The organism is Micromonospora sp. NRRL B-16802 (genome assembly GCF_001279555.1).
GTDB classification, from domain to species: Bacteria; Actinomycetota; Actinomycetes; order Mycobacteriales; family Micromonosporaceae; genus Micromonospora; species Micromonospora profundi.
Genome location: NZ_LGEB01000058.1, coordinates 39,982 through 58,665, shown reverse-complemented (window position 1 = coordinate 58,665; position 18,684 = coordinate 39,982). Strand labels below are relative to the sequence as shown.

At 71.9% G+C, this 18,684-nt stretch carries 12 protein-coding genes; 2 read left to right on the top strand and 10 right to left on the bottom strand.

What is annotated here, in order from left to right:
• Positions 1 to 36: 36 nt before the first annotated feature.
• Genes ADK66_RS14905 through prmC form a run of 3 tightly spaced genes read right to left on the bottom strand, consistent with a single transcriptional unit; the run spans position 37 to position 2,243 of the window.
• Positions 37 to 648: a phosphotyrosine protein phosphatase gene (locus ADK66_RS14905; protein ID WP_053655642.1), complete on the bottom strand. Its 612-nt coding sequence runs from the start codon at positions 646 to 648 to the stop codon at positions 37 to 39.
• Positions 649 to 1,296, bottom strand: a complete 648-nt coding sequence (locus tag ADK66_RS14900; RefSeq protein ID WP_053655680.1) for an L-threonylcarbamoyladenylate synthase — start codon at positions 1,294 to 1,296, stop codon at positions 649 to 651.
• Positions 1,296 to 2,243 (bottom strand): peptide chain release factor N(5)-glutamine methyltransferase, encoded by a 948-nt coding sequence (prmC, locus tag ADK66_RS14895; protein ID WP_053655641.1) that lies wholly within the window; start codon positions 2,241 to 2,243, stop codon positions 1,296 to 1,298. Before prmC ends, ADK66_RS14900 begins: the two co-directional genes overlap by 1 nt.
• A 72-nt stretch (positions 2,244 to 2,315) precedes the next feature.
• On the opposite strand from prmC, the gene ADK66_RS14890 reads away from it, so the two are divergent.
• A complete protein-coding gene (locus tag ADK66_RS14890; RefSeq protein WP_053655640.1) occupies positions 2,316 to 3,866 on the top strand; it encodes a diguanylate cyclase in 1,551 nt (516 codons plus the stop codon).
• 114 nt (positions 3,867 to 3,980) lie between these two features.
• Here ADK66_RS14890 and prfA read toward each other — a convergent pair whose 3' ends face one another.
• Together prfA and rpmE are read right to left on the bottom strand one after the other, a co-directional pair.
• Positions 3,981 to 5,069, bottom strand: a complete 1,089-nt coding sequence (gene prfA / locus ADK66_RS14885) for a peptide chain release factor 1 (RefSeq protein ID WP_053655639.1) — start codon at positions 5,067 to 5,069, stop codon at positions 3,981 to 3,983.
• Positions 5,070 to 5,200: 131 nt separating this feature from the next.
• A complete protein-coding gene (gene rpmE / locus ADK66_RS14880; RefSeq protein ID WP_030333150.1) occupies positions 5,201 to 5,425 on the bottom strand; it encodes a 50S ribosomal protein L31 in 225 nt (74 codons plus the stop codon).
• Between the two features lie 275 nt (positions 5,426 to 5,700).
• On the opposite strand from rpmE, the gene ADK66_RS14875 reads away from it, so the two are divergent.
• Positions 5,701 to 6,597 carry an AAA family ATPase gene (locus tag ADK66_RS14875; RefSeq protein WP_053655638.1) on the top strand — a complete coding sequence of 299 codons (897 nt, stop codon included), beginning with the start codon at positions 5,701 to 5,703 and terminating at the stop codon, positions 6,595 to 6,597.
• 46 nt (positions 6,598 to 6,643) lie between these two features.
• Here ADK66_RS14875 and ADK66_RS14870 read toward each other — a convergent pair whose 3' ends face one another.
• From ADK66_RS14870 to ADK66_RS14850, 5 genes are all read right to left on the bottom strand, one after another.
• Positions 6,644 to 10,168 carry a phosphodiester glycosidase family protein gene (locus ADK66_RS14870; protein ID WP_053655637.1) on the bottom strand — a complete coding sequence of 1,175 codons (3,525 nt, stop codon included), beginning with the start codon at positions 10,166 to 10,168 and terminating at the stop codon, positions 6,644 to 6,646.
• 237 nt (positions 10,169 to 10,405) lie between these two features.
• The gene (rho, locus tag ADK66_RS14865) at positions 10,406 to 12,601 is read right to left on the bottom strand and encodes a transcription termination factor Rho (RefSeq protein ID WP_053655636.1); all 2,196 of its coding nucleotides are present in this window, start codon (positions 12,599 to 12,601) and stop codon (positions 10,406 to 10,408) included.
• A gap of 293 nt (positions 12,602 to 12,894) precedes the next feature.
• The gene (gene thrB / locus ADK66_RS14860; protein ID WP_053655635.1) at positions 12,895 to 13,839 is read right to left on the bottom strand and encodes a homoserine kinase; all 945 of its coding nucleotides are present in this window, start codon (positions 13,837 to 13,839) and stop codon (positions 12,895 to 12,897) included.
• A 62-nt stretch (positions 13,840 to 13,901) separates the two neighbouring features.
• Positions 13,902 to 15,146, bottom strand: coding sequence for an MFS transporter (locus ADK66_RS14855; RefSeq protein WP_053655634.1), 1,245 nt, complete (start codon positions 15,144 to 15,146; stop codon positions 13,902 to 13,904).
• Positions 15,147 to 15,341: 195 nt separating this feature from the next.
• Positions 15,342 to 18,653 carry an efflux RND transporter permease subunit gene (locus ADK66_RS14850; RefSeq protein WP_053655633.1) on the bottom strand — a complete coding sequence of 1,104 codons (3,312 nt, stop codon included), beginning with the start codon at positions 18,651 to 18,653 and terminating at the stop codon, positions 15,342 to 15,344.
• Between the last annotated feature and the right edge of the window lie 31 nt (positions 18,654 to 18,684).

Here is an 18,684-nt window from a genome sequence, read left to right as displayed (position 1 = left end):
GGTTTTCCCCAAACCCGCAGAAAACTCGCACGGCGCTCAGGGCAGCAGCGCGGCGGCCAGCGGGTGGACCGTCTCCTCGATCTCGTCGGCGACCCGGCTGAAGCACTGGTCACCACGGCCCCACGGATCGTCCAGATCGTCGGTGGGCAGCACCGAGGCACCCAACCGGTTGTCGTGTGCCGCCGCAACCAGAGCCACGCCCCGGGCGTACACCCCCTGCGGGGTCGCCTCCGCCGCCGGCAGCGCGGCGACGTCCACAGCGGCCAGCAGCCGGCCGAACTCACCGAGCACGAACGTGCGGGCCGCCGCGTCCGGGCGCAGCGCCACCACGTACTCCTGCTGGTCGGCCGTGGCCGTCAGGACCAGGTCGGCGGCGTCGATGTGGTCCGAGCGCAGCTTGCGCGCCGCGAACCCCTCGACGGCACCGCCACGGCCGATGACCTGCCGGGCCGCCGGCGGGTTCATCTCCTCGCCCGCGTGCCAGCCGCCCGTCCCCGCGCTGTGGCTGTGCAGCAACTCCTCAGCCAGCGCCGGGGCCTCCCCACGCCGCGCCAACCGCTCCCGCACCGCGAGGGCGAGCAGCCGCTCGGCCATCGGCGAGCGGCAGATGTTGCCCATGCAGACGTGCAGGACGGTGAACGGGGGCACTCAGACCCCCTGGGTGTCGACGAGATCCGGAACCACCTCGCGCAGCTTCTCCAACGGGATCGCGCCGGCCCGCAGCAGCTGCGGCACGTCGCCGGTGAGGTCCACGATCGTGCTCGGCACCGGGTCCGGACAGGGCCCGGCCTCCAGGTACGCCCGCACCGAGTAGCTGAGCTGGTCGCGGGCCTCCTCGGCAGTCACCGCCGCCGGCTGGCCCGTCTTGTTCGCCGACGAGACCGCCATCGGGCCGGTCTCCCGCAGCACCTCAAGCGCCACCGGGTGCAGCGGCATCCGCACCGCCACCGTCCCCGACTTGTCGCCCAGGTCCCACTGCAGGCTCGGCGAGTGCTCGACGACGATCGTCAACGCACCGGGCCAGAACGCCTCCACCAGGTCCCGAGCGGCAGTGGGCAGCGAGAACACCAGGCCGTCGAGGGTGTGGCGGGAACCGATGAGCACCGGCGGCGGCATCTGCCGGCCCCGGCCCTTCGCGTCCAACAGCGCCTTCACCGCGTACGGAGTGAACGCGTCCGCGCCGATTCCGTAGACGGTGTCCGTCGGGAGGACGACAAGCTCGCCGTTCTTGACCGCCTCGATGGCCGCAGCGATGCCGCGGTCACGATCGGCGGGCGACCGGCAGTCGTAGAGCATCACGAGGAGTCAGTCTGCCACGCCCGGCCGGACGCGGCGTGCTGGCCGTCCGCCCGTCGGGACGCGGTGGCGTACCGGGGGCGGCCCGTGAGGTCCCGATGCTCGTCGACGTCGGTGAACCAGCCGCTCCCGGCGAGCAGCGCGGGCACCGCCACGTCGTGCGTGTCGTCGTGCTCGACACCGAGAACGCCGCCCGGCCGCAGCAGCGCCGCAGCCCGGGCAAGCATCGGCCGGATCACGTCGAGGCCGTCCGCGCCGCCGAACACCGCCTCCGCCGGATCGTGCCCGGCCACCTCCGGCGGCACCACCACCTCCACAGGTACGTACGGCGGGTTGCAGAGCAGGACGTCCACCCGGCCGACCAGATCGGCCAGCAGGTCCGGTGCTGTCACGTCGGCCTCGACCACCTCGATGGGGCGGTCCCCCGCCGTGGCCCGCTCGGCGGCGTTGCGGCGCAGCCATTCCAGCGCCGCCGGGGACCGCTCCACGGCGACCACCTGTGCGCCGGGCACCTCCTGGGCCACCGCCAACGCGATAGCGCCGGAACCGCTGCACAGGTCCACCACCAGCGGCTCGGGCAGCCCCCGGCTCTGCTCGATGCCCCAGCCGGCCAGCAGCTCCGTCTCCGGGCGCGGCACGAAGACACCCGGGCCGACCGCCAGCTCCAGGTGCCGGAAACCGGCCCGACCGGTCAGGTGCTGCAACGGCTCCCGGCTGACGCGGCGCTCGACCAGCCCGTCGAGCCGGGCCAGCTGGTCATCGCTGAGATCGTCGGCGAGCGCCAGCCGACCCCGGGGCACCCCCAGCACGTACGCGGTCAACAGCTCGGCCTCCACCCGCGCCGGACCCACCCCCGCGGCGGCGAGCGCCCGGGTGGCCCGGCCCACGGCGGCGGACGGGCGGACCCGTCCTGTCCCTTCGGAGGGGTGTTGCGGCAAAGTGCTCACGACATAATCATGAAGCGTCACCGGCGACGTCACGAACGGACGTCGTCGGGCGCACACGACAGGAGGCCGTGAGTGGGCTGGCTCGACCGGGTCGATGACCAGGTTGACGCCCTCACGCATGCCCGGGCGTTGCAGGAGGCCAGCCGCTCCGCTGAGGCGTACACCCTGTTGGATCGGGTGATCCGCACCACCAACGACCCGGCGGCGCGCGCGGACGCCATGGTGCAGCGCCTCTCCGCGCTGATCAATCTCGGCCGCACCGCAGAGTTCACCAGGGCCATCGAGGAGGCATCGGCGGCGGTCCGCGACCTCGCCGAGCCCTACCTGTACGGGCACCTCAACGCCCTGGCCGCCCTCGCCGCGCACCACCAGGGCGCTCTGGACCGCTGTGTGACCCACCTGGTCAAGGCCGCCCGGGCGCTGACCGCGGTCGAAGATCCGGACCGGGACACCGCCTGGGGCTGGCACGACCTGGCGATGGCCTACAGCTACCTCAGCTTCCACGGGTACGCCCTCGGCGCTATCGAACGGGCCCGGCAGCTCGGGTTGACGGCCGGCATCCCCGAGGAGACGTTCGCCGCGCCGGGCATCCGGCTGCGCAACGCGGTGGCGCTGGACCACAACGGGGACAGCGACGGGTGTCTGCGTGTCCTCCGGGACGTCGCCGCCGACCTGGCGCGCTTCGTCCGCACCGGGCGGGCCGGCAAGCTGCGCCCCAGCAGCCTCGCCGCGTACGGCTACTCGGCGGCACGGCAGGCGGCGCTCGGCGACCCGCTGGGATCGTCCGGCGACACCGCGCCGGCCCGCCTGATCAGCCACGGTGGCGACAGCGCGCGCGCCCGTGACCTGCGGCAACTCGGGATGATCTGCCTGGCCGTGGCCGACGGGCGGCCTATCGAGGCGGTCGCCCGCCTGGACACCATCCAGGTAGCCACCGAGACGCTCGGCGCTGCCGAACCCGCACGGCTGCGCAGCATCGCCCTGTCCCGGGCCGGCGACCACTCGGCGGCGCACCGGGCCGACCGGCTGGCGTTCCGGCTCGCCGCCCAGCGCAACGACCGGCTCCGCGACGTCTACATCGACGGCATCGCCGCCCGGATCGACCACGAGGAGATGCGCCGGGAGGCCGCACGGTACGAGGGTGAGGCGCTCACCGACCCGCTCACTGGGCTGCCCAACCGGCGCCGGCTGGAGCGGTACATCACCGCCGTCGTCACCCGGGGCGACCGGGTGGTGATCGGTGTCTGCGACCTGGACGGCTTCAAGGCGGTGAACACCCGGCACGGCCACCACTCCGGCGACCTGGTCCTGCAACGCATCGCCGGGGTGATCAACCGGGTGATGCGCCGGGGCGACTTCGTGGCCCGCTACGGCGGCGACGAGTTCGTCGTGGTGCTGCCGGACACCGGCATGGCCGAGGCCGCCGAGGTGGCCCGACGGATCGAGGTGGCCGTGCACGCCGAGGACTGGGAGTCGCTGGTGCCCGGCACACCGGTCGGGGTGAGCATCGGTTTCGCCGAGGTCTCCGGCGGCGGCAGCGGGCTGCGCGACGCGCTCAGCGTCGCCTTCGAGCAGGCCGACCGGGAGATGCTACGTGCCAAGTCACGCCCCCGCGCGAGCTGACCGCGAGACCTGGCGTCGATCAAGGAGTTGTGGCGCCTCATCAAAGGCCCACGACGCGACAAACCGCCCACCACAACCCCATGATCGACGGGGACGGGGCCCGGGCAGGGCTGGTCAGCGGCGGGTCAGTTCGGTGTCGCCGGCCAGGCGGGCCGCACGGTCGGCCTCGGCCAACGCGTCGAGCACCCCGTCCAGGTCACCGGCGAGCGCCAGATCCAGGTTGTACGCCGTGTAGCCGATCCGGTGATCGGTGATCCGGTTCTGCGGGTAGTTGTAGGTGCGGATCCGCTCCGAGCGGTCCACGGTGCGGACCTGCGCCTTGCGGGCGTCCGAGGCGGCGGCGTCGGCCTGCTCCTGGGCGGCGGCGAGCAGCCGCGCACGCAGGATCCGCATCGCCTGCTCCCGGTTCTGCAACTGGGACTTCTCGTTCTGGCAGGAGACGACGATGCCGGTCGGCAGGTGGGTGATCCGCACTGCGGAGTCGGTGGTGTTCACCGACTGTCCGCCCGGCCCGGACGACCGGAACACGTCGATGCGCAGGTCGTTCTGGTCGATTGTGACGTCGACGTCCTCGGCCTCGGGCAGCACCAGCACCCCGGCCGCGCTCGTGTGGATCCGGCCCTGCGACTCGGTGACCGGGACACGCTGCACCCGGTGCACGCCGCCCTCCCACTTGAGCCGCGACCAGACGCCGTTGCCGCCCTCGGGCACACCCTTGGTCTTGATCGACAGTGAGACGTCCTTGACGCCGCCGAGGTCGGAATCCTGCGCGTCGATCACCTCGGTGATCCACCCGTGCCGCTCGGCGTACCTGGTGTACATCCGCAGCAGGTCACCGGCGAACAGGGCCGACTCCTCGCCGCCCTCGCCGGCCTTGATCTCGACGATCACGTCCTTGGCGTCGTGCGGGTCACGGGGAATGAGCAGCTCCGCGAGGCGCTCCTCAAGCACCGGCAGGGACGCCGCGATCAACTCCACCTCACCGGCGAAGGACGGGTCCTCGGCTGCCAACTCGCGGGCCGCGGTCAGGTCGGCGCGCGCCTGCTCCAGCTCGCCGGCGGCCTTTCGCAACGGCACCAGCTCGGCATACCGACGGCCGACCCGACGCGCGGTGGCCTGGTCGGCGTGGATGGCCGGATCGGCCAACCGCTTCTCCAACTCCGCGTACTCGTCGAGGAGGCCGGCCAGACGCTCGCTGCTCATGCTGCGGATGCTCCTTCGACGGTACGGCGACGCCCGGCCGGGGACCTACCGGCAGCCGGGCGAAAACAGGTGTGGAACGCGGACGGCGCCCGCCTCCGGTGCGAAACCGGACGCGGGCGCCGAACGTGGAGCTACTTGGCCTTCTTGGCCTGAACCTTGGCGTACTTCTGCTGGAACTTCGCGACCCGGCCGGCGGTGTCGAGAACGCGCTGCTTACCGGTGTAGAACGGGTGGCAGGCGCTGCAGGTCTCGGCGTGGATCGCCCCGCCCTTGGCGGTGCTGCGGGTCGTGAACGTGTTGCCACAGGAGCAGCTGACCTCGGTGGTCACGTACTCCGGGTGGATGTTTGCCTTCATCTCGCCTCGGTCCTCTCGTTGGTGGTCGCCGGGTCGCCGTCATCGCTCGTCGCGCCGTACGCGACGGGCTCGGGCGTGAACCGGAACCGGTGGCCGATTGACCAGTGTGCCATGGGCCTGAGCCGACCCGATAATCGGGCCACACACCTCGTCCGGCATCGTCAACACGTGCCTCCTCGTCCGCATTCCCGCCGCCCGCCGGGGCATTCGCCCAGCCAGGAAATCGTCACGGCGTACCCCACGCGGGGTGCGCGGGTCGAGTCGGAGGTGCGTCGATGGCCCGCCTGATCGCCACCCGAGGGCTGCCCGCCTCGGGCAAGACCACCTTCGCCCGTACGCTCCAGCCGTCCGTGCTCCGGGTCAACCGGGACGACCTGCGCCGGATGCTGCACGGCGAGCGGCTCTTCACGCAGTGGGCCGAGGCGCAGGTGACAGTCGTGCAGCGCGCCCAGGTCGAGGCGCTGTTGCAGGCCCGCGCGGACGTGTGCGTGGACGACACCAACCTGCGCGCCCGCACGTTGCGGGGCTGGGCCGATCTGGCCGCCCGGCACGGCGCGGATTTCGAGGTGCACGACTTCACCGACGTACCGCTGGACGAGTGCCTGCGCCGTGACGCCGCCCGCCCGGAGCCCGACCAGGTCGGCGCGGACGCGATCCGCCGGCTGCACGAGCGGTACCTCGAGGGGCGCACCCTGCCGCTGCCCGTCCCGCAGGCGCGCACCGGCCGGCCCGCCGCCGTGCACCCGCCATCGGCAGAACCGCCGGAGATCGTCCTGGTGGACATCGACGGCACCGTCGCGCTGGCCGTGTCGCGCAGCCCGTACGACATGACCCGGGTGGGTCAGGACCAGCCGAACCGCGCGGTGATCGCGGCGGTCCGGGCCATGCACGCCGCCGGGTACGGGGTGGTCTTCTGCTCCGGACGGGACGCCTCCGCCCGGGCCGCAACCGAGGCGTGGCTGGCCCGGCACGTCCGGGCCCCCTACCTCGGGCTGCACCTGCGTGCCGTCGGCGACTACCGCAAGGACTCGATCGTCAAACGGGAGATCTACGACCGGGAGATCCGGGACCGCTACCGGGTGGTGGGCGTGTTCGACGACCGCGTCCAGGTGGTGCGGATGTGGCGCGACCTCGGCCTCACCGTGTTCCAGGTGGCCGAGGGCGACTTCTGAGGGATGTCCGGACGGGCCCCCGGCCTGGGGAGCCCGTCCGGACAGGTCACCGGGTGACGGTGACGGTGGCCTCGGCGCGGACGCCGTTGACGGTGACGGCGAGGCTGATGGGTCCGGCGGCGCGCAGCGCGGTAAGCGTGCCGGTGACCGGGTCGAAGCGGGCCGTGTGCCACGGACGCACGCCGGCCGCGGAGCCGACGTGAACGCCCGGCGAGGCCGACCAGTCGGCGCTGACCGGGGCGGCAACCGGCACCGTCCGACCGTCCGGCTGGGTGAGCGTGGCGGTGACCGTAGCCGGGCTGCCGACCGCCACGCTGGGCGGGGCATTCACCGTGAGCCGGTCCAGGTGGGCGTGGAACTCCGCGTCCACCCAGCGTGGCCCCTCGGCGAGTGGGTCACGGCGGGCCCGATCAGCCTCGGCCGGGGTGACCGGGTCGACGCCGAACTCCGTCCAGCCGGTGAAGCCGCCCTGGTCGGCCGGGGTGGACGGCGTCTTGCCCGCGTTGCCGTTGATCACGTACGGCACGCCGTCCACCCGGTCGGCGTAAAACGTGCCGACGTGCCCGCCCACGAACAGCGCGCCCTTGCCGGTGCGGTGCTGGAAGTCGGCGAGCCACTGCTCCAACAGCGCCGCCTCCTTACGGTCACCGAGTTGGCTGGCCTGGGCGGGGCTGGGATCGCGTGCCGGGTGGTGGTGCAGCACGACGACCGAGCCGACCCGCCGGTCGGTAGCCGCCGCGTCAAGCGTCTCGCGCAGCATCCGCACCTGGTCGAAGCCGCCGCCGCGCAGCGTCCCGGTGGACGAGTTCAACGTGACGAACCGGGTGCCGTTGTGGTCGAACACCCGTGACGTGGCACCGAACGCCGCCTCGAAGTTGCTGATCGGGGCACCCATGATCTCGTGGTTGCCGGGCACGTAGTACCAGGGCAGCGCGTCACCCAACTCCTCGTCGAGGATCCGTCGCGCCAGCGCGAAGTCCGCCGGGTAGGCGGTGTCCACGAAGTCACCGTTGATCAGGAGGAAGTCCGGCCGGGCCGCGCGCACCTCGCGAAGCGTCCGCCGGGCCTGGGCGACAAGGTTGCTGTCCGGGGCGGCGGCGACGAACTGGGCGTCGGAGAGCACCGCGAACCGCCACGGCGCGTCGTCCACAGTGCCGTCGCGGACCACCACCCGATCGGTACGCGGCGACGCCTCCGGCACGTCGACAGTGGGCGGCACCTTCGCCACCAGGTCGTCGATGATCACCTCGCTGCTGTACTGCGCGGCGGCGTTCGTCTCGGCCACGTAGAAGCGGCGCACCCGCACCGGGTACTGCACGCCTGCCGGCACCGCGAACTCCACGTACCGCCATCCGGTCCAGCTGATCAGCGGACCGCGCAGCACGTGCTGGGTGTCCTGGGCGTCGTGCAGGTGCAGGCTGGGCCACTCCCCGGTGCCGTTGCCGTGGATCCACATGCCGAACGCCTGCGGCTGGCCGGGCACCTCGATCCAGGCGGGCGGGTCGGCGTACGCGGCCCGCGTGCCTGTCGACTGGCTGAAGTCGTACGACATGCGCAGGCCGGTGCCGGTGTGCCCTGGCGCCGGCGCGACCGACCCGCTGGCCCGGGCCTGGCTGAACCGCCAGGACGCGGCGTCGTCGAATCCGGCGACCGGTACGTCGGTCAGCCCGACGGTGACCGGCAGAACCGTGCTCTCGCGTCCGACGTGGACGGTCACCAGGGCGGAGCCGGTGCCCCGGAGCGCGGTGACGCTCAGGTTGCCGTCGCCGGTCGGGGTGATCCGCAGCAGGTTCCGGTCGTAGTCGAGTGTCATATCGGCCGGCTCGATGGGCGCGGTGTTGCCCTCGGCGTCGTACCCGACCACTCCGACAAGGGCGTTGCCGTCCTGCCCGGTCAGGCCCACCCTCGGCACTGTGGAGCCGATCCGGGCCAGCGGGCCGAGCACTGTGAGACCCAGCGTGCCGGTGGCCCGGCCACGTGCGGCGGTGACCGTGCTTGCCCCCGGTGCGCCCGCGCGGAACACGCCGCGGCTGTCGACCCGGCCACGTACCGCAGGTGTCGCCCGCCATCCGGGCGCACCGGCCGCCGGACCGTACGTCTCGTCGTAGCCGGCCGCGGTGAGGGTGCGGGTCAGCCCGGGGAAGACCCGGTCTGGCCGGCCACCGCGCACCGGCGATACGCCCGGGGCGACGGTGGGGTCGCTTGCCGTCTCGACCCAGAAGCCGGTGAGCCGGCCGCTGCCCTTCGGGGCATAGATGGCCAGGCCGTTGGGCACGGCCCGTTCGCTGCCGTCGGACGGGCCGTTCTCCACCTGCACTGTCGACGCGCCCGGCTCCCTCGCCAGCAGCGTCGACGACCCACCGCCGTCGAGGTTGAGCGCGTGGTGGGCGCCCAGCTCCGCCATCATCCGGCCCATCTCGGTCTGCGTCACGCCACGGCTGTCGACCTGGCGTCCGTCCACCGTCAGCATGATCATTTTCCGACCGTCGGCGCTGAACCCGACTGCGGTGCGTGGGGCGAGCGTCGGGTCGGCGATGCTCTGCACCACACCGTCGCGGACCAGGACGCTGCCGCCACCGACCGCCGCGTGCAGTGTGCTGCCGTCGGACGGCTTGGGTCGCCAGGCCACCGTCACCGGGTCGCCCGGTCGGAGCGCCGCGAGGGCGTCCGCGCCCGCGTCGCGGCCGAGCAGCACGGTGCTGCCGGCGGCGATCGGGCCGCTGCCGGCGACGCCGGCCACTGTGGCCACCCGACCGCCGGTCACTGTGACTTCGACCACGCGGGCGGCGCCCTCCACGGCACGCTGCCGGGAGTACGTCCCCCACAACTCGGTGAACGCCCCGATGCCGCCGGCCTGGACCAGGTTGTTGAACTGGGTGAGCGGCACCGGCCCGCTGGGCAGGGTGGCGCTGCCGTCGAAGTTCACCTCGATCACCCGGCCGAGCCCGCTCGTGGTGACCGCCACCGCGTTGCGGTGACCGCTGACCGCCGACTGGATCAGCTCACCGTCGCGGACGCCGACGCCCTGGGCGGCACCGGAGTTGTTGATGTCGAAGAAGTCGCCGTTGACGGCGGCGACCGCACGGGAGTCGTCCACCGCCTTGCGCAGTGGCTCGGCCCGGCTGACCGCCCCCGAGTTGACGTAGTCGACGGTGGCGCCGCCGGTGAGATCAGTGGTGAGCGCGTCGGCACGCAGCCAGCCGTCGGCGTCGTACCTGTCGAAGGACGTCAGTTGCACGCCTGGCGCGACCGGCCGGGTGGCCTTCGTGGTCTCCAGGCCGCCGGCCGGCTCCAGACCACCGGCGGCGGCCGTCGGGGCGGTCGCCGCGGTCGCGGCCGCCGGGTCGGCTGCCAGGCTGGTCGAGTCCGCCGGCCGGGACGACGCGGGCGGCGCGTCCTCCGCGATCGTGGGCGCGGCCAGCCCGGTGGACGCGGCGGCGACGGACCGGGTCGCGGGCTCGACGGGTGAGGCTACGGGTGCGGCGGTGGCCGGCAGCGGCACGGCCAGGGCGAGCAGCGGCGTCAGCAGCAGGACGCCGGTGCGGCGGGCGGATCGTCTGCGGGTACGCATGGACGACAGTCAACCCGCCAATGAATAGAAGTTTCAAGACCTGTCGGCTGAACCGAAGGAAAATTCCGCTCTCGGGCTGCCCGCTGACGCCGTCCGGCGGCGTCCGGCGGCGTCCGGCGGCGTGAGTGCACGGTCGGAGTGCTGCCCCGCTGAAGCAGAGCAGAGGCAGCGAGCGGACACGACGAAGGGGCACGGCCACACGGCCGTGCCCCTTCGTCGTGTCTCACCCGAGAGTGGTCACTCCCCCGGCGTCGACTTCGCGATCTGCATCAGGAACTCGATGTTGGTACGGGTGTGCTTGAGCTTGTCGAGCAGCAGGTCCATCGCCGCCTGCGAGTCCAGCGAGTGCAGGACCTTGCGGAGCTTGTGGAGGATCACCAACTCCTCCGGCGCCAGCAGGACCTCTTCCTTACGGGTACCGGACGGGTTGATGTCGATGGCCGGGAAGGTCCGCTTGTCAGCGATCTTCCGGTCCAGCTTCAGCTCCGCGTTACCGGTGCCCTTGAACTCCTCGAAGATGACCGTGTCCGCCATGGAACCGGTCTCCACCAGGGCAGTGGCGATGATGGTCAGCGAGCCACCGTTCTCGATGTTGCGAGCCGCACCGAGGAACCGCTTCGGCGGGTAGAGAGCTGTGGAGTCGATACCACCCGACATGATCCGACCGCTGGCCGGCGCCGCCAGGTTGTACGACCGACCGAGCCGGGTCACCGAGTCGAGCAGCACGACGACGTCGTGCCCCAGCTCGACCAGGCGCTTCGCCCGCTCGATCGCCAGCTCGGCCACCGTGGTGTGGTCCTGCGGCGGACGGTCGAACGTGGCCGCGACGACCTCGCCCTTGATCGACCGCTGCATGTCGGTGACCTCTTCGGGCCGCTCGTCCACAAGCACCACCATCAGGTGGCACTCCGGGTTGTTGTGCGTGATCGCGTTAGCGATCGCCTGGAGCACCATCGTCTTACCCGCCTTCGGCGGCGACTGGATGAGTGCCCGCTGACCCTTGCCGATCGGCATGACCAGGTCGATTACCCGTGTGGTGAGGATGTGCGGCTCGGTCTCCAGCCGCAGGCGCTCCTGCGGGTAGAGCGGCGTGAGCTTGTAGAACTCCGGCCGGCGCCGCGCCTCCTCCGGCTCCATCCCGTTGATCGTGTCCAGCCGCATCAGCGGGTTGTACTTGTCCCGCCGCTGGTCACCGCTGTTGCCACCCTCGCGGTTGGCACGCACCGCGCCGGTGATCGCGTCACCGCGACGCAGGCCGTACTTCTTGATCTGGGACATCGAGACGTACACGTCGTTCGGGCCGGCGAGGTAGCCGGTCGTCCGCACGAAGGCGTAGTTGTCGAGCACGTCGATGATGCCGGCCACGGGGACGAGGACGTCGTCCTCGCCGACCTGCGGCTCGCGACCACCGGTGTCGCCACCGGTCTCGGCGCGCTCGCCGCGACCGCGACGGCGGTCCCGGAAACGGCTGCGCCGGCCACGCCGGCCGCCGCCCTCGCCGTCGTCATCGTCGTTGTCCCGCTCGACCCGCTGACCACGGTCGTTGCGGTCGCCGCGGTCGGCACGCTCTGGCCGGTCGTTGCGCTCGGCACGCTCGCCCCGGTCGGAACGCTCGCCCCGGTCGTTGCGGTCGCCCCGGTCGTTACGGTCGCCCCGGTCGGAACGCTCGCTCCGCTCGTTACGCTCGCCGCGCTCGGCACGCTCACCCCGGTCGGCACGCTCGCCCCGATCGGCACGCTCGCCCCGATCGGCACGCTCGCCCCGATCGTTGCGATCGCCCCGCTCCGAACGGTCACCCCGGTCGGCACGCTCGCCCCGGTCCGGACGCTCGGCACGCTCCGGACGCTCGGCCCGGTCCCGGCGGTTCTCGCCGCGATCGGCCCGCTCGCCGGTCTCCACCTCGTCGGTACGCGCCTCAGCGGCACGTCCCTCGGTGCTGCGTACCTCGGTGGCACGTGGCTCTGTGGTCTGCGCCTCGGCGCTGGGCTCAGCGGCGCGCGGCTCGGTGCTGCGCGCCCCCGTGGTGCGGCCCTCAGCCGGGGCGGTACGGGTCCGCCGGGTACGACCCCGACTCGCGGTCTCGGTGGCCGGCTCGGCCGGCGCCTGGTCGGTGCTGCGACCCTCGGCCGCCGGGCGATCCACTGTCTCGCGCACCTCCTCACGGGCCGGAGCGGCCGCAGCCGCGACCTCAGCCCGCGGTCGAGGGGTCCCGGCAGCGTTGCCGCCCTGCCGCTCGGAGATCGCGGCGATCAGCTCACCTTTACGCATGCGAGCCGTGCCGGAAATGCCGAGCGACGCGGCCAAGCTCTGCAGCTCTGGCAGCAGCATCGCCGACAGACCGGTGCCGCTGCGCCGACGACGGGCGGGGGCGGCAGCGGTGGCATCGCCAGCGACGTTGGAAACATCCGACGTCACGTCGGTGGTGTCGCTCAATGGATTCCTTCCCTCGATAGGCCGGGACTGCCCGGAGTCGGAACTCAGGTGGCCGGGCGGCCTCGGTGCACCCGCCTCGCAAGGACGCGTCGCGGGAGTCTGTGACACAGCAGCCGGTGGTTTCCCGACTCACCAACATCGGTGAGCAGGTCTCGCCGTCTGCGGCGACCTGTGGAAACTGCGGTGCGGCGTGGGCCTTGAGCAGGGGTGACGGGCTGACCGCCGAAAGCTTCGGGGAGCGCCGCCCCGCAGGAGATCGCGTGCTTCGCGGCTGTGCTAGGTCTAGAGCGTAATCAACTCTTCCGACCTGCGGCAACAGGGTCCCGCTCGGCGTGTCCAAGTCTACCCCGGGCGACCCGGGCACCGCTGACGTCTATCGGTAACTTCCAGAACTCCCAGTCTGTTCCCAGCGGGAAATCCGCTGGCGGCTCGCTCAGCGCCAGCACGGTCGGCCCCGCCCCACTGACCACAGCCGCCACACCCGCCGCGCGCAACTCGTTGACCAGCGCAAATGTCGCAGGCATCCCGGCTGCGCGGTAATCCTGGTGCAGTCGGTCGACGGTGGCCGGCAGCAACAGCGACGGATCTGCGGTCAGCGCGTGGACCAGAAGCGCCGCCCTCCCCGCGGTGAACGCGGCGTCGGCGTGCGGCACTGTGGCCGGCAGGGCGGCCCGCGCGGTCGCGGTGAGGCCACGCTCGGACGGCACAAAAACGGTGGGCCGCACCCCCTCGGCGACCGCCAGCGACACCGCTCGGGCACCGGTCGGCTCGGACCAGGCGAGCGTGAAACCGCCAAGCAGGCACGGCGCCACGTTGTCGGGATGGCCCTCGATCTCGGCGGCCAGCCCGAGCACACCAGGCTCGTCCAGTCGGTCCTCCCCGTCGGTGACCAGGGCACGGGCCAGGAGCACCCCGGCGACGATCGCGGCGGACGACGAGCCCAGCCCGCGTGCCTGCGGGATCCGGTTGACGCACTCCACGGCCAGCCCGGCGGGTTGCCCGCCGAGCACGTCGAAAGTCGCGCGCATGGCCCGTACCACCAGGTGCCGGTCGTCGGTCGGCAACTCGCCCGCGCCCTGACCGGTCACCGTCACCCGGACGCCGGCGGGCGCGACCTCGGCAGCCAGGTCGTCGTAGAGCCCGAGGGCGAGACCGAGCGCGTCGAAGCCGGGGCCCAGGTTGGCGCTGGTGGCGGGGACCCGGACCCGGACCGGCCCAGCGGTGAAGTTCGTCGGCACGCGCCCATGCTAGGGGTCGGCACCGACGATCCGATGCGGTGCCCGCAGCATGGGACCGCGGGTCAGCCTGTCGGGTTCGGAACCGGCTCGGCGACCGGGTCGGTCAGCGAGAGCTTGCGGGTGGCGATTCGCCAGCCGATCGCGTACACGAGGGTGACCAGACCACAGCCGGCCAGCACGACCCGTTCGTCCACGACGTCCACCACGAGGGCCACCGCCAGTTGGCTCACCGAGATGGCGAGCGTCGCGAGCATCATGTCGGTGGCGAAGACACGCCCGCGCAACCGGTCCGGCACCTCGCCCTGAAGGGCGAAGTTCGACATCACCCAGTTGCTGCCGCCCGCGAAGTGCGCCAGGAAGACCAGCAGCAGCACCAGGGGAAACCAGCGGACCACCGACGTACCCAGGTAGGACAGGCCGTACAGCGACATGGACACGGCGAGCCCGGGAAGCAGCCAGGACCGATTGGTCAGCACCCGACGCATCAGGATCGGCCCCACCAGCGCACCGGCACCGCGTACCGCGAAGAGCAGGCCGGCGCCGAGCGGACCGACCCCGTACACGCCGGCGAGCAGCGGGAACACGGTGAGCACCCCGTTGCCCAGACCGACCGCCGACTTGACTGTGACAAGCGCCAGCACGCGGGGCCGGTGCCCGATGTAGCCGAGCGCCTCGCGGACCGCCGGCCAGGTCCGCTGGACCGGCAGCTCCGGGTCGCGCTCCGCCTGCAACGGACGGCGGATCCGGGTGGCCAGGCCCGCGGCGAGCGCCAGGCCGACCCCTGCCACCCAGAAGCAGATGTACGGGCCGGCGGCCGAGCTGAGCACGCCGCCGAGCGATGCGCCGACCACTGTCATGGTGCCCCAGGCCGAGCCCGCCACCGCGTTGCCTGCGGCCAGTTCGTGCGGCCGGAGCACGTTGGGCAGCGCGGCCTGGGCGGCCGGCGAGTAGAAGGCCTTGGCGACCGCGACCACGCCGATGGCCACCAGCGCCAGCCACGCCGTGCCGGCGCTTCGCACGCCGAGCAGCAGGAGTACGCCCACCAGCGCGGCCACGTTCGCCGCGATCATGACCTTCCGCCTGTCGAACCGGTCGGCCACCGTGCCGGTGTACGGCAGCAGCAGCGCCACGATGCCGGTGTCCACCGCCAGCACCAGGGCGCCCCAGACTCCGCTTCCGGTCAGGTGGGGCAGCAGCACAAGCAGCGGGACCATGACGAACCAGTCGGCGCCGAAGACCACGAGTTCGGCGAGGAAGAGGTTGCGGAAGCTGCGGTTGCCGGTGATGACCGAGAAGGTGGACGCCACGGAGCGGGACCCTACCCGGTCGATGTGGTGCTTACTCCGGCTCCGAGGAGCGTCGAGACTGTCATGGAGGTGCCGTCCCGCCCAGGTGCCCGTACGGCGGACGGATCAGTCGTGGTCGCACCGCCGGGGTGTCCATGAAGCACGCGCCCCCGGCAGGTGGGGACCTGCCGGGGGCGCACCGAACTGCCGGTTCGGTTACTCGGTCGGCTCCGACGGGGGCAACGGCGAGGTGCGACTACGGGGCAGCCGTAGCACCTCGAACTGGTCGGTGCCGTCCACCAACGCGCCCGAGGGCCGCCCAGCGGGCGGTTGCGAGCCCTCCCCCACAGCCGTTGACCCGGCGCCCGAGGCAGCCCGGGACGTAGGTGCGCCGGCCGGCACCGCCACCTGGTTCGGGCTGGACGGCTCGGCTGTCTCCGGACCCGAAGGCCGGTCCACCGCCTCGTCCCCGGAACGTCCACGGCGACGCCGGTCCCGCAACGCGCCCTTCGTGTGCTCCACCATCGTGTAGAGCGTCGGCACGAGGATCAGCGTCAACAGCGTCGAGCTGAGCAGGCCACCGATCACCACCACCGCAAGCGGCTGGGAGATGAAACCGCCCTCGCCGGTCAACCCGAGCGCCATCGGCAACAGCGCGAAGATCGTCGCGATGGCGGTCATCAGGATCGGGCGCAGTCGGCGCCGGCCGCCCTCGACCACCGCCTCCTGGACGCCCATGCCCTGCGCCCGGTACTGGTTGATGAGGTCGAGCAGCACGATCGCGTTTGTCACCACGATGCCGACGAGCATCAGCACGCCGATCAACGCCGGTACGCCCATCGGCGTTCCGGTGATGAGCAGCAGGCCGATCGCACCGGTCGCCGCGAACGGGATCGAGATCAGCAGGATCAACGCCTGGGTGAGGCTGCGGAACGTGGCCACCATGATCAGGAACACGATCGCGATGGCGGCCAGCACCGCCAGGCCCAGGTCGCCGAAGGCGTCCGCCTGGTCGGCGCTGACCCCGCCGATGGTGAAGGTCGCCCCCGGTACGTCGATGGCGTCCAGCCGCTTCTGCAACTCCTGGCTGGTCGCGCCCAGGTTCGAGCCGGTCGCCGTGCCGGTCACCGAGACGCTGCGCTCACCGTCGATCCGGGTGACCTGCTGCGGGCCCTCGGCCTGCGTGATGTCAGCGATGTCGTCGAGCTTCACCGGCCCGACCGGAAGGGCACGCAACTCCTCCACCGAGACCGGCGCCGTCGCGCTCAACCGCAGCACGACGTCCTGCTGGCGGCCGTCGAGCGCCACCTGACCCAGCGGGGCGCCACGGAACGCCTGCACCACGAGCTGACCCACAGCCGCCTCGGTGAGCCCGACCCGACCGGCGGCGACCCGGTCGACGGCCACGTTGACGCGCGGCACCTGCTCGGCGAGGCTCGTGGACACGTCTTCGACGTCCGGCACCCCGGCCATCGCCGTCCGGGCGGCCTCGGCGGCGCGGGCCAGCACCTCCCTGTCGCTGCCCTGGACGATCACCTCCAGTTGGCTGGTCGAGGCGTCCTGCCCGCCGGCGAAGGTGATCTCCTCCTTGTCGATGCCGAGCTTGTCGAACTCCTCGCGCAGCCGCGCGCGCATCTCCTTGGCGTCGGTGTCGCCGTCGAGCGTCAGCGACCAGGTCGCGACGTTGTTGCCGCCGCCGCGCGCGAACGGGTTGTCGCCGCCACCCGCTGTCACCTGGTACGTCTCGACCCCGTCGAGCCGTCCGAGTACCGCCTCGACCTGCTTGGCCGCCTCGTCGGTGGCTGCCAGCCCACTGCCGGCAGGCAGCTCCTGGCGGAAGCTCAGCGTGTCCTGCCCCGAGTCGTCCAGGAAGTTGGTTTCCAGCTTCTGCGCCAGCCCGAACGTGCCGAAGAGCACCAGCAGGCCGAGCCCGACGGTGATCCAACGGGTCGACCGCTTGCGGGTGGCGAACCCGATGACCGGCAGGTACGCCCGCTGCAACGGGTTGCGGAGCTCCTTCTCCTCCGCCTCGCGTCGCACCGCCTCGTCGTCGACAGTGCCGCCGGACGGCTTGAGGAACCAGTACGCCAGTACGGGGATCACTGTCAGCGAGACCAGCAGCGAGGCGAGCAGCGCCACGGTCACGGTGATCGCGAACGGGGCGAAGAGCTGCCCGACGAACCCGCCGACGAGCGCGATCGGCGCAAACACCGCCACCGTCGTGAGGGTGGACGCGGTCACCGCGCCGGCCACCTCGCGGACGCCGGTGATGATCGCGGCCTGCTTCTCCTCGCCGTACTCCAGGTGCCGTTTGATGTTCTCCAGCACGACGATCGAGTCGTCCACCACCCGGCCCACCGCGATTGTCAACGCGCCGAGGGTGAGCAGGTTGAGCGAGTAGTCGCCGATCCACAGGGCGAGCAGCGCCACAAGCACGGACAGCGGGATGGAGACCGCTGTGACCACTGTGGAGCGCACCGACAGCAGGAAGACCAGGATGACGATGACAGCCATCACCAGGCCCAGCAGACCTTCGGTGGTCAACGACTCGATCGACTTCTCGACGAACGGCGCCTGGTCGAAGACCACCGTCAACTCGGCGCTGGCGGCTTCCTTGAGGTCGGCCAGCCGGTCCCGGATCTCGTGCGAGATCTCCACCGCGTTGCCGTCCGGCGTTGCGGTGACCATGATGCCGAGGCTTTCCTTGCCGTTGGTCCGGGTGAGCGCGGTGGCCGGGGCGAGCGTCTGCTCGACGGTCGCCACGTCACCGAGACGGACCGGGGTCGCGCCGGGCGCGACAACGATGCCGCGCAGGTCGTCAAGGGTGACGACCGGCGTACCGACCTGCACCGGCAGGGTCAGTCCGTCCGCGGCGACCGCACCGGCGGGCACCGACACACCGTTGGTCTTGAGCGCGGACCCGATCGCGGTCGGCGGGAGCTTCGCCGCGGCCAGCTTGGCCTGGTCCGGGGTGATCACCACGATGTCGTCGCGGGCGCCGGTCACCTCGACCGCACGCACCCCCTCGATGCTCTCCAGCTCCGGCACCACAGTCGCACGCAACTTCTCGGCGAGGGCCCGCTCGTCACCGGTTCCGGACGCGGCCAGCACCACCGCCGGCAGGTCGTCGGTGCCGCCCGCGATGACCTGCGGGTCGACGCTCTCCGGCAGCTGGGTGTCGATCCGGCTCAGCGCGGTCTGCATCTTGTTGACCGCGTCGTCCAGGTCGGTGCCGAACACGTACTGGACCTGGACGGTCGCCGACCCCTCCCGGGAGGTTGAGCTGATCTTGTCGAGGCCGGGGATGCCCTGCAACGCCCTCTCGATCGGCTCGGTCACCTGGGACTCGACGATCTCGGGACCTGCGCCGGGGTAGGCGGCCACGATGAACGCGCCGGGAAACTCCAGTGATGGCAGCAGTTGCTGCTTCAACGACGGCACGGCGAACGCTCCGAACGCCGTGATCACCACCGCGATGAGGGCGACGAGCCCACGGTTGGCGAGGCTGAATCTGGCGAGCAGCGACATCGGCCTGGCTCACTCCTGAACGAGATTGCGG